Here is an 11,411-nt window from a genome sequence, read left to right on the forward strand (position 1 = left end):
GAGGTGAAGGAAAAACGGGAAAAGGCCACGATGGAGTGGTCTTCCTACCCCTCGGCTGACCAGCGACCGACTATGTGACGGTGGACCGAGCACTCAGCGTTGCCGCATTGCTGGATCCCACCCAGCAGGTGGTCCCCTTTCACGGCAGAGAATCCGAGCTGCACACACTGACGCTCTGGCGCGACAGCCCCGCGCCACAGGCGTCCCTGTTGTTGTACGCCCCGGCGGGCGCGGGCAAGACCAGGCTGCTCCAGCAGTTCCAGGAGGAGTGCTGGGACGACGCCGAGCACGGCAGGCTGCTGGTGGTCGACGACGCCGACCGGCTGCGCTGGCAGGACGTCTTCCTGCTGCTGCAGGACACGCTCCGGCACGGACCTGCGCGCACGCGGGTGCTGCTCGCGGCGAGGACCACGGGCTGGTGGTGGTCCTCCACCCGCCAGCGCATCGCGGACTTCGACCACGAGGTCATGGCGGTCGAGCTCGCCGCGACGCTCGAAGACCGCGAGGAGTCGTTCACGCTCGCCTGCCAGCACTTCGCCAAGGAGCTCGACGTCACGGCCCCGGACGAGCCGCCGCCGAACATCGCCCAGGAGACCGTCCTCGACCTGCACATGGCCGCGCTGACCGCGGTGCACGGCGATCCGTGCGACGTGAACCGCACCCAGCTCGTCCGGCAGCTCCTCAAGCGCGACACCGGCCGCAAGACCGGCCGCATCGCCGAGGACTACCTGGCGGTCGCCACCCCGGACACCGCGGACCCGGACCTGCTGGCACGCGCCGCCCACCGCTGGCCGGCGCTGAGGCCACGGCTCGACGAGCTCGTCACGGGCAACCCGAAGATCGTGCGCGACATGGCCCGCGACAGCCTCCGCATCGCCGCGGAGATCGGGTCCACCGCCACCGTGGAGGCCATCGCCCGCCAGGTCTTCCGCGACGAGCGGTTCGCCACCGACGCGATCCCGTCGATCCTCACCCGCCGGCTGCTCGACCGCGCCGACGACGTCCTCGAACGCGCCGAGATGTACGGGATGCTCAGTGCCCGCACGATGCTGTGCGGCCTGCGCCAGGAGTCCGTCGAGGCCTCCCAGGCCGAGGTCGAGTGCTACCGCGAGCTCGTGGCGCAGGACCGGGAGAACCGGCCGCTGCTCGCGGACGCGCTGGGAGACCTGGGACTCAGGCTGATCAACGCCCAGCGCAACGACGAGGTGCTCGCCGTCTCAGAGGAGGCGATCGACCTCTGGCGCGAGATCGCGGAGGACGACCCGGAGACCATCCCGCAGCTCGCGTCCGCGCTGGAGCAGATCAGCTACCGCTACCAGACGCTCGGCCGCGACGAGGACGCGATGACCGCCATCAGCCGCGCCACCCTGCTCTTCCAGGAGCTCGCGAAGAACCACCCGGCGCTCTTCCGCGCCGACTTCGCCAGGGTCGCCGCCGCGATGGCCCGCCGCTTCCACGTCGAGGGCAACAGGCAGCACGCGGCCGACTCGATGCAGCTCTCCATCGCGAACTGGAGGCTGGTCGCGCAGGAGGACCCGCGCTTCGAACCCGAGCTCGCCCGCAACCTCGTCGCGGCCGGCGTCATGTTCCTGGACCTGGACAGGGCCGAGGTCGCGAGCGAGACGTTGAAGGAGGCCGTGGACCTGTTCCGCCGCCTCGCCGTCGCCCACCCCGAGACGTTCGGCACCGAACTCGCCGACGCGCTGACGCGGCGCAGCCAGGCGTTGCTGGAGCTGGCCGACGACATCGACGCCGCGCTCACCGCGCGAGAGGCCGCCATGCTCTGGCGCGAGACGGGGGACCACAAGGGCCTGGGCGCCGCCCTGCTCAACGTCGCCAAGGTCGTGGGCGACCTCGGCGCGGCCGAGGAGGCCGTCGAGGTGTACCGGGAACTGGTCGCCGAGGACCTCGTCTCGAACCAGGCGGGCCTCGTGATCGCCCTCGCGACGCTGGTCGAGCAGCAGCTCCTGCACGGCCAGGACGGTCAGGCGATGACCACGTCCGACGAGTGCCTCGAACTCTGCCACCGCCTGCCGTCGCAGCTCGTCGAGTTCTTCGGCGCGAAACTGGCGCCACCACTGCAGAACACGGCCCGCGCACTGTCCGAATCGGACCACCACGTCCGCGCGGTCGGGATGTCCGAGTTCACGGTCGAGATCTGCCGCGCGCTGCGGGCGAGGACGGCGCCCACCGTCTACCTCTCGGCCCTCCAGCGGCACGTCTGCAGACTTCGTGCCGCGGAACGCAAAGATGAGGCGCGCAACACCGCGCACATCGCGATCGTGCTGTGGCACATGGCCGGGCTCGACCTCGACCGGAGCGCCGACTACGCCGACGCGGTGACGATCTACGGCCGGCTCTGCGCCGAGACGAGGTACGAGACGGAGAAAGCACTGCGGCTCACCCGCCGCGCGGTCGAGATCCTCCGCGGGGCAGGTGAGCCGGTGAAGTTGCAGTTCGCGCTGGAAACGGCCGAGGAGCTCAGCTCTTGGTGAGCAGCGACCGGGCGAAGAACGCCACGTTGGCCGGACGCTCCGCGAGACGGCGCATGAAGTAGCCGTACCACTCGTCGCCGTACGGCAGGTACACGCGCATGCGGTTGCCCTCGGCGGCGATGCGGCGCTGCTCCTCGGGCCGGATGCCGTACAGCATCTGGAACTCGTGGGAGTCCTTGGCGCGGCCAGACGCCAGGTCGGCGGCGATCGCGATCAGGCGCGGGTCGTGCGAGGCCACCATCGGGTAGCCCTCGCCCTCCATCAGGATCTTCAGGCAGCGCACGTACGACAGGTCGACGTCGTGCTTGTCCTGGTACGCAACGGAAGCAGGCTCCTGATAAGCGCCCTTGCACAGGCGCACGCGCGAACCGGCGTACGCCAGGTCACGGCAGTCCTGCTCGGTGCGCTTCAAGTACGCCTGCAGCACCGCGCCCACCCACGGGAAGTCCACCCGCAGCTCCCGCAGGATGCCCAGCGTGGAGTCCGTGGTGGTGTGGTCCTCCATGTCCAGCGTCACGGTCGTGCCGACGACGGCAGCCGCCGTGCAGATGCGACGCGCGTTCTCCAGCGCGATCTTCTCGCCGTCGATCGCCAGCGACTGGCCGACGGCCGACAGCTTGACCGACACCTCGGCACCCCGGGTGAGCCCCTGCGACTCCAGCCTCGACAGGAGCGTCAGGTACGCCTCGACGGTGGCGTTGGCCTGCGACTCCTCGAAGGTGTCCTCGCCGAGGTGGTCGAGCGTGACCAGGCGACCGTCAGCGAGCACCTCGGCGGTCGCGCGGATCGCGGAGGAGACGTCGGCACCGGCGACGAACCGCTCGACGACGGGCCGGGTCAGCGGCGTCGACTCGACGAGCTTGCGGGCACCCGCGCTGCGGGACGCCAGAAGGAGGCTGGAGCGCAACATGGTTCACGTCCTCAGGGTGTGAGAGGTGAGAGGAACGTCCAAGTGCTTGTGGCTCAAGGACGTTCCCCTCACTTCAGGAGGGCTGGATCTAGCCCTGGTGCGGGTGGAGGTGGGAGGTGGGCGCCGCGAAGGTCTCCTTGATGGAGCGCGGGCTGACCCAGCGGAGCAGGTTGTGGACCGACCCCGCCTTGTCGTTCGTGCCGGACGCGCGACCGCCGCCGAACGGCTGCTGGCCCACGACGGCACCGGTGGGCTTGTCGTTGACGTAGAAGTTGCCGGCGGCGAACCGCAGCTCTTCCTGCGCGTGCGCCACGGCGGCGCGGTCACGCGAGATGATCGAGCCGGTCAGGCCGTAGGGCGCCGCGCTCTCCATCTGCTTGAGCACGGTCAGGTAGTCCGCGTCCTCGAACACGTGGATCGCGAGCACCGGGCCGAAGAACTCGGTGGTGAACACGGAGTTCGTGGGATCGGAACCGACGAGCACGGTCGGCCGGACGAAGAAGCCGTCGCTGTCGTCCGCGGTGCCACCGGCGGCGATCTCCAGCGACGAGTCCGCGCGAGCGGCCTGCAGCACGCCCGACAGCTTGTCGAACGAACGGCGGTCGATCACCGCGCCACCGAAGTTCGAGAAGTCGGTGACGTCGCCGTAGGTCAGGGCGTCGACCTCGGACAGCAACTGGTCCTTGATCTTGTTCCACACCGAGCGCGGCACGTAGGCGCGCGACGCGGCGGAGCACTTCTGGCCCTGGTACTCGAAAGCACCGCGGATCAGGGCGACGCGCAGCACGTCCGGGTCGGCCGACGGGTGCGCCAGGATGAAGTCCTTGCCACCGGTCTCGCCGACGATGCGCGGGTACGAGCGGTAGTTCGCGATGTTCGAGCCGACCTGCGCCCACAGCTTCTGGAACGTCGCGGTGGAGCCGGTGAAGTGGATGCCCGCGAGGTCGGGGGAGCTCAGCGCCACCTCGGACACGGCGAGGCCGTCACCGGGCAGCAGGTTGATGACGCCGGGCGGCATGCCCGCCTCTTCCAGCAGCCGCATGGTGAGGTGCGCGGCGAACGACTGGGTGGGCGACGGCTTCCACAGCACCACGTTGCCCATCAGCGCGGGCGCGGTCGGCAGGTTGCCGGCGATGGCGGTGAAGTTGAACGGCGTGATCGCGTAGACGAAGCCCTCGAGCGGACGGTGGTCCGTGCGGTTCCACACACCGGGGGAGGAGATCGGCTGCTCGGCCAGCAGGTTGCGGGCGAACTGCACGTTGAAGCGCCAGAAGTCGATCAGCTCACACGCCGAGTCGATCTCCGCCTGGATCGCGGTCTTCGACTGGCCGAGCATCGTCGCGGCGTTCAGCGTCTGGCGCCACGGGCCGGCGAGCAGGTCGGCGGCACGCAGGATGATCGCCGCGCGGTCGTCGAACGACATCGCGCGCCACGCCGGAGCGGCCTCGCGGGCTGCCCGCAGCGCGTCGGTCGTGTCCTGCTGGGTCGCGCCGGCCAGCGTGCCGAGGACCGAGCGGTGGTTGTGCGGCTGGACGACGTCGAAACGCTCACCGCCACCCATGCGCTGCTCGCCACCGATGGTCAGCGTCAGATCGAGCGGCTCCTTCTGCAGCTCGACCAGCTTGGCCTGCAGCTCAGCACGCTCCGGGGTGCCGGGGGCGTACTGCAGGACCGGCTCGTTGACCGGGGCGGGAACCTGGGTGACCGCGTCCACGCGCAACTCCTTATGGGCTTGTTCGGTACGCACACCGTAAGTCCGCGCGACCTCGCCTCATTTGTCCGACAGGCCAAGATTCATCAGGTCAGATGTACGATCGAACAGTGTCGAGCCTCCGCCACGTTCTCATCGCGCTCGGCGATCCGCTCGTCGAACTCCAGGTTGCCCCGAGCGGCCTGGAGGTGGACGTGCGCGATGTCGTGATCATGGACCCGGACGACCCGCCTGACGTGGCGCAAGGCGACCTCGCACTGGTCATCGGCGCGCGTGGCCGGGGTGCTCTGCCGCTGATCAGGGCCGCCGGACGAGCGAAAGCAGCCGCGATCGCCGTCAAGGAGTCGTCCAAGGCACTCGAACAGGCCGCCGTGGACGCCGGCGTGGCTTTGCTCGAAGTCAGGCCCGAGGTCCGCTGGGGCCACCTGGAGTCGCTCGCCAAGGGCGTCCTCACGACCACGACCGACGACGGCGAGGTCCTCGGCGACCTGTTCGCGCTCGCGCAAACGATTGCCACCCTGACCGGCGGCATCGTCAGCATCGAGGACACCGCGAGCCGCGTGCTCGCCTACTCGCGCTCGTCCGACGAGGTCGACGAGCTGCGCCGGCTGTCGATCCTCGGCCGCCAGGGCCCCGAGCCGTACCTGAAGATGCTGCGCGAGTGGGGCGTCTACAACCTCCTGCGCTCGGGCGAAGAGGTCGTCCGCATCGACGAACGCCCTGAGCTGGGCATCCGCCGGCGCATCGCCGTCGGCATCCACGCGGGTCAGCAGCCGCTGGGCACGATCTGGGTGCAGGAGGGCGACCAGCCGCTGACCGAGCAGGCCGAACGAGCCCTGCTCGGCGCCGCCCGCGTCACGGCACCGCACCTCATCCAGCAGCGCAACCAGCCCACGTCGAGGTTCCGCGAGAACCTCCTCGCCGCCCTGCTCACCGGCCGCATGGACGCCGCCACCGTCGCCGGCCAGATCGGCGCCGACCCGAAGAAACCCGCCGCCGTCGTGGTGTTCGCGGTCCGCAGCGCCGAGGGCGACCGCAGCGAACACGAGCTCCGCCGCGCCGAGATGACCGGCCTGATCTCCGTGCACGCGGCGGCGTACCGGCGCAGCGCCCTGGTCAGCGAGTCCGGCGGCCGCACCTACGTGCTGCTGCCGGACCTCGCCCCGAACGCCCAGCTCCTGAGCCTGACCAGGGAGATCGTCACCACCGCACGCCGTCACCTGCACACGGCGGTCCAGGCCGCGGTCGGCTCGACGGTGTCCACACTGGACGACGCACAGGTCTCCCGCCAGGAGGCCGAACGCGTGCTGGACGCGATGGCCCGCGACCTCGACGCCGAGGTGGCGACGCTCGCCGACGTCCGCTCGCAGGTCCTGGTGAGCGAGATCCTGGCTCTGCTCCAGGACAATCCGCGCATCCGGGACCCGAGGATCGACGCGCTGGACCCGGAGCTCGCGAAGTCGTTGCTCGCCTACCTCGACGCGTTGGGCGACGTGCGTGCCGCAGCGGACCGGCTGCACGTGCACCCGAACACGTTGAGGTACCGGCTCAAGCGTGCCAGAGAGAGTGGTGACGGCCTGGATCTGAACGACCCCCTCGTCCGGCTCATCGCCCAGCTTCAGCTCAGGATGCGGTAGAGCAGCGCCCGTTCCGCGATCGTCCACGTCGTCGTGGTCAGCAGGTACAACCCGGCGGCCAGCGGCAGGTACGCGGCCACCAGGATCGTCCCGAACGGCAGCACCTTGACCAGCCCGGTCATGAACCCCGGCGCAGGCGTGGTCGTCATCCGCGACTGCTGCCACTTCACGGTCACATAGGCGACCACGGCCAGCAGCCCGAACAGCACGAAGAACACCCACGCGAAGCCGGACGTGAAGTGCGTGCCGAGCGAGGTGCCGAACAACGTGCCCTCCAGCAACGGGTTCGGCGTCGTCACCACCTGGTAGATGACCATGAAGAACGGGATCGTCGCGAGCATCGGCAGCATGCCCGCGAACATCGACACACCGTTGCGCTTGTAGACCTTCTGGGACTCCTCGGAGAGCCGCATCAGGTCCTTGCCGTACTTCTTCTGCAGCTTCTGGATCTCGGGCGCGAGCTTGGCCTTGGCCTTCTCCCCGCGCACGGCCGCGCGGTAGAAGGGGTGCAGCGCGAGCCGCACGACGATCGTGAACAGGACGATGGCGAGCGCGGGCATGCCGAAGCTCGCCAGGGCAGCGCCCAGGTCTGCGAACAAGGGTGGTTTCTCCGTCTTGAGTCGGGAAGTGCGGGACGTGTCAGAACGTCCGGCATCCCGGTGCTCGAGGACGGGACTTGCCTGCGGCGTCAGGATTTCGCAGCCGCAGTTGTGCCGTGCGCTGGGCTCGTTCGCGGATCGAGAGCGATCGCGCCGGTGCCACCGACAGCGGCACCAGCGCGACGACCACGATCAACGCGAGGGCGAGCGCGGTCACGGCCGCGACGACCTCGGTCGGAGACGAGAACAACGTGAAGGCGTAGAGGGCAGGCAGGAAGACCGCGAGCACGAGCATCGCTCGCTGCTTGGTCTCCGGCCGCCACATGCCTTGCAGACTACCGAACGCGGACGGGAATCGGGGAAGTCTGCAGAACGCCGCCTGCTCCGTCGTAGAGCTTCACGTACTTCTGCTTGCCCGAGCTCGGCCACCACGCCGCGACCCAGCCGTTGCCGATGGTCGCGGTCACCTCCAACCCGTCCTCGGTGCCGATGACCACCTTGCCGACCTTCGGGCTCACCCGTCCCGTCAGGATGTTCATGCTGTTGCGGGTCTTCACGTCCTGAATGCCCATTTGCGGGTCGAAGTCGGCGAACAGCCTGTCGCCGAGCGGCTCGCGGCCCGCGGCGTTCCCGGTCCCGGCCGTGGAGACGCCCTTCGGCGTCCGCAGGCACAAGATCTCGGACTGCGGACCGGTGAACAGCACCATCGTCATCTCTCCGCGCTGGTCGACGACCGAAACCTCGCGGGGGGCCAGCCAGTTCGGCCTCTCTCCCTCGCCTCGTGCGTCGTGCTCGTCGAGCATCTTCACGCAGTCCGCGAGCACGGGTGCCAGGTCGCCTGGCGCCCGCGGTTCAGCGGTCCACGACGCGGAGGCGTCCTGGGTCGTCGGGGTCCACAGCACCAGCGTCACGGCGACGGCGGCCACGAGAGCCGTCGCGGGCACCGTGAAGCGCCACCACCGCCGGGACGGCTTCGAGCCGATCTCGTTGAGCAGTGCGTGCTTGCGGACCTGGAGCCGCATCGGGTCCAGCTGCGGGATGTCGGGCTTGATCACAGGGCCTCCTCAACCAGAGCGCCACGCACGGTGCGTTGCGCGCGAGCGAGTCGGGACTTCACCGTGCCGACCGGGATGCCGAGCACCTGGGCGATCTGCGCCTGGCTCAGGTCCGACCACGCGGACATCTCCAGCACCTCCCGATCCACGGCGGGCAGCTTCTCCAGCTCCGCGATCACCGCCCGAGTCCTGGCCTCCGCGTCCACCCGCCGTGCCACGTCATCGGCGTGGTCGTCGTCGGCGTGCTGCGGCGGAACCTTGCCCAGTGCGGCCTTGTACCGCGTGCGGGCGCGCTGGTGGTTGCGGGTGACACCGAGCGCAACGGTGTAAAGCCACGGCAGCAGCGACTCCTCGACCGTCACGGACGTGCGTTTGCGCCAGGTCTCCATGAACACCACGGACACCAGGTCCTCGGCGACCGCCCACGTACCGGTGCGGCGCAGGCAGTAGGCGAACACGGCTTGGGCGTGGCGTTCGAACAGCAGCCCGAACGCCTCGCTCACACCGGCCCGGACCTGCCCCCAGAGTTCTTCGTCGGTCACGGACCCTCCTCTCTGCCCCGCCTATGTCCGCGGCGGGCAGAGCGGTTCACGACTCGACCAGACCTGGCCGTTCCGGGTGGTCGTAGCGCACGAAGAGGTCGGCCACCGGGTCGTAGTCGTCGAACGCGGGCAGCGTCCACTCCTCGGCGGTCTTGCGCTTCAGCGCGCCGGGGGAGAGCCACAGGTGCACGGTGAGCTCGGCCGGCAGCCACCGGTCGAGCAGCAACGTGCCGTCCACGAGCACGACCCCGTTCTCCGGCACGTCGACGTACTCGGCGCGGCTGGCGCGGTCCGTGGCGGCGTTCCACAACGACGGCAGCACCTTGCCGTCCATCGCCGGGTCGAGGACCTCGCGCTGCAGCCCGCCGAAGTCGAACCAGTCGTGCCGGTAGGAGTACGAGTCGGTGCGACCGTGTTCCAGCCGCACCGACGCCGGTCGCAGGAAGTCTTCGACGGACACGCGTTGCACCGGGCGGCCCAAGGCGCGCAACGGTTCCACGACGGCGTCCGCGAGCGTGCCCGGCTCGGCCGCGGGGGCGCCGTCGATCAGGACGCGCACCCGGCCGGGCAACGCTTGAACGCGGGTGACGATCTCGGCGACGAGCGTGTCGAACGTGAGCGGCCGGACCTTCACGGGTGCCAGTCCGCCCAGGCCGTGTCCCACCAGATCTCGCCGGACGCCAGCATCTTCTCGATCTTGAGCCCTTCGGCCCTGATCGCCTCGGCCTCGGCGGCGGAGTACTTGCCCGACGCGACCTGCTCCTCGAACTCGTCGAGGTCGCGCTGCGCCCACGTGCCGTCCGGCGTCAGGGTGTAGTCCAGCGCGTGGTCGAGGGTCTCGAACCCGTCCTCGACGCGGCGGTAGGGCGCCTGCAGGTTCAGGTAGTAGTTGCCGAACACCCGGTCGTCGCCCTTCCAGAACAGGTCGACGGAGTAGGCGTCCTGCGGGCGGTGCAGCATGAGCTTGCCGTGACCGCGCCAGAAGCCGCGTTCGGGCTTGTCCCACGGGTGCGGGTGGTGGTGGTCGGGGTAGGTGAGCCGGGTGCCCGGCTCGACGAACACCGCGAGCAGTCCCGGCTCGTCGACGACCACCCTGGTCGGCATCTCCGACCAGACCTTGCCGTGCAGCACCTCACGCCGCACCACGACCTCACCGGGCGTGAACAACCTCATGGTCAGAACTTACGTGATCACGCTCCGCCGCGTCCTGGGCCAGCATCTTCCGCTTGAGCACCGGCACGGCGTTGGTCACGCGCAGGAACGTCCGCGAGAACGCCGCCACGACCGGTCCGATCACGGGCTTGTGGGCCAGGCTGGAGCCGTCCATCATCTCGCGCGACGCCTCCACGGCCTCGAACCCGTACTCGATCATCTCCTGCTCGTACTCGCCGATCGCCTGCACGGCGTCCTTGCCCGCGTGGGCCTCGACGAGCTTGCGGCACAACAGTTCCGCGTCCCGCAGCGCCGTGTTCGCGCCGATGCCGCGGCCGGGTGTCATGAGGTGCACCGAGTCGCCGATCATCGTGACGTTGCTCGGCTGCCACGGCCGCAGCCGTTCGGACGTGCGGACCCTGATCTGGAACACGGTCTCCGGAACGGCCAGCGCGAAGAGCTTGCGCAGGTGCGGGTGGAACCTCGGGGTCAGGTTCAGCACGACCTGCTTGAGCTCTGCCTGGCTCATGCCCTCCATGTCCGGGAACTTGTCGTGCGAGGCCGCGTAGCCCCACATGATGTAGTCGTCCTCGACACCCGTGCCGTCGAAGCGCATCACGTGGATGATCACGAACTCACCGTGCGGTCCGAACAGCAACGTGATGCCGCCGTCGGCCAGCGGTGGCAGCAGCTTCGCGTTCTCGTCGGTCAGCGGCAGCTTGCCCGCGATCGACGTGATGCCGGTGTCGACCACCTTTGCCTCCGGCAGGTACTGCCTGCGCACCTTCGACTGCGCGCCGTCCGCGCCCACCAGCACGTCACCGGTCTCGGACGTGCCGTCGCGGAAGAACGCGGTGACGGTGCCGTCGTCGTTCTGGGTGAAGTGCGTGAACGTCTTGTCGAACCGGACGACGTCGTCCAGGCCGCCGAGCAACGCCGTGCGCATCGCGATCCGGCTGACCGACTTCTCGCTGCGGCTGTCGTCGCGGTCCGTGTCGATGTCGCCGACCAGCAGCTCCTTGTACTTCTCGGTCCGCATGACTATTCGTTGCGGCGGCCGGGCGGTGGTGCGGACGAACTCGGCGAAGACGTCCGGCGGCAGGCAGCTGTGCAGCGCCTTGCTGCCGTCCGGGCTGATCCCGACGCGGTAGCCGATCAACATGCTGCGCGGCGTGCGGTCGCGTTCGAACAGCGCCACGTCCACGCCGGCCTTCTTCATCCCGTGCGCCAGGCACAGGCCACCGGTCCCCGCTCCGATGATGAGTACGCGCATGACAACCCCCGTCGCTAAGTCTCTTAGCAACGAAGAT

Annotated in this window: 11 protein-coding genes; 2 read left to right on the top strand and 9 right to left on the bottom strand. The window is 69.3% G+C overall.

The genetic code is table 11. From position 1 onward, the window contains the following. Nucleotides 1-80: 80 nt before the first annotated feature. A complete protein-coding gene (locus SK571_RS25845; RefSeq protein WP_319986672.1) occupies nt 81-2,495 on the top strand; it encodes a tetratricopeptide repeat protein in 2,415 nt (804 codons plus the stop codon). Here the strand turns inward: SK571_RS25845 and SK571_RS25850 are convergent. Together SK571_RS25850 and pruA are read right to left on the bottom strand one after the other, a co-directional pair. Beyond that, nucleotides 2,482-3,405: a proline dehydrogenase family protein gene (locus tag SK571_RS25850; protein ID WP_319986673.1), complete on the bottom strand. Its 924-nt coding sequence runs from the start codon at nt 3,403-3,405 to the stop codon at nt 2,482-2,484. The genes SK571_RS25845 and SK571_RS25850 overlap by 14 nt on opposite strands. 88 nt (nt 3,406-3,493) lie before the next feature. After that, complete coding sequence (gene pruA, locus SK571_RS25855; protein WP_319986674.1) at nt 3,494-5,119, bottom strand: L-glutamate gamma-semialdehyde dehydrogenase; 1,626 nt, start codon at nt 5,117-5,119, stop codon at nt 3,494-3,496. Between the two features lie 107 nt (nt 5,120-5,226). Here pruA and SK571_RS25860 point away from each other — a divergent pair, with 107 nt between their 5' ends. Next, a complete protein-coding gene (locus SK571_RS25860; RefSeq protein WP_319986675.1) occupies nt 5,227-6,753 on the top strand; it encodes a PucR family transcriptional regulator in 1,527 nt (508 codons plus the stop codon). Here the strand turns inward: SK571_RS25860 and SK571_RS25865 are convergent. Genes SK571_RS25865 through SK571_RS25895 form a run of 7 tightly spaced genes read right to left on the bottom strand, consistent with a single transcriptional unit; the run spans nt 6,735 to nt 11,374 of the window. Further along, the gene (locus SK571_RS25865) at nt 6,735-7,352 is read right to left on the bottom strand and encodes a YidC/Oxa1 family membrane protein insertase (protein WP_319986676.1); all 618 of its coding nucleotides are present in this window, start codon (nt 7,350-7,352) and stop codon (nt 6,735-6,737) included. The two genes, SK571_RS25860 and SK571_RS25865, sit on opposite strands and share 19 nt — an antisense overlap. Before the next feature lie 40 nt (nt 7,353-7,392). Beyond that, nucleotides 7,393-7,677: a DUF6412 domain-containing protein gene (locus SK571_RS25870; RefSeq protein WP_229905080.1), complete on the bottom strand. Its 285-nt coding sequence runs from the start codon at nt 7,675-7,677 to the stop codon at nt 7,393-7,395. Between the two features lie 10 nt (nt 7,678-7,687). Continuing rightward, nucleotides 7,688-8,407: a hypothetical protein gene (locus SK571_RS25875; RefSeq protein ID WP_319986677.1), complete on the bottom strand. Its 720-nt coding sequence runs from the start codon at nt 8,405-8,407 to the stop codon at nt 7,688-7,690. Beyond that, nucleotides 8,404-8,949 (bottom strand): RNA polymerase sigma factor, encoded by a 546-nt coding sequence (locus tag SK571_RS25880; protein WP_319986678.1) that lies wholly within the window; start codon nt 8,947-8,949, stop codon nt 8,404-8,406. The genes SK571_RS25875 and SK571_RS25880 overlap by 4 nt, the downstream gene beginning before the upstream one ends. Nucleotides 8,950-8,995: 46 nt before the next feature. Continuing rightward, complete coding sequence (locus SK571_RS25885) at nt 8,996-9,583, bottom strand: nucleoside/nucleotide kinase family protein (RefSeq protein ID WP_319986842.1); 588 nt, start codon at nt 9,581-9,583, stop codon at nt 8,996-8,998. After that, on the bottom strand, nt 9,580-10,122 hold the full coding sequence (locus tag SK571_RS25890; protein ID WP_319986679.1) for a DUF402 domain-containing protein: 543 nt from the start codon (nt 10,120-10,122) through the stop codon (nt 9,580-9,582). The genes SK571_RS25885 and SK571_RS25890 overlap by 4 nt, the downstream gene beginning before the upstream one ends. Continuing rightward, complete coding sequence (locus SK571_RS25895) at nt 10,100-11,374, bottom strand: FAD-dependent oxidoreductase (protein ID WP_319986680.1); 1,275 nt, start codon at nt 11,372-11,374, stop codon at nt 10,100-10,102. The genes SK571_RS25890 and SK571_RS25895 overlap by 23 nt, the downstream gene beginning before the upstream one ends. Between the last annotated feature and the right edge of the window lie 37 nt (nt 11,375-11,411).

Source organism: Lentzea kristufekii (genome assembly GCF_033949925.1).
Classification (GTDB): domain Bacteria; phylum Actinomycetota; class Actinomycetes; order Mycobacteriales; family Pseudonocardiaceae; genus Lentzea; species Lentzea kristufekii.

Coding starts and splice junctions, on each gene's coding strand:
- SK571_RS25895 (WP_319986680.1), bottom strand. CDS start 11,374: ATGCGCGTACTCATCATCGGAGCGGGGACCGGTGGCCTGTGCCTGGCG.
- SK571_RS25870 (WP_229905080.1), bottom strand. CDS start 7,677: ATGTGGCGGCCGGAGACCAAGCAGCGAGCGATGCTCGTGCTCGCGGTC.
- SK571_RS25890 (WP_319986679.1), bottom strand. CDS start 10,122: ATGAGGTTGTTCACGCCCGGTGAGGTCGTGGTGCGGCGTGAGGTGCTG.
- SK571_RS25850 (WP_319986673.1), bottom strand. CDS start 3,405: ATGTTGCGCTCCAGCCTCCTTCTGGCGTCCCGCAGCGCGGGTGCCCGC.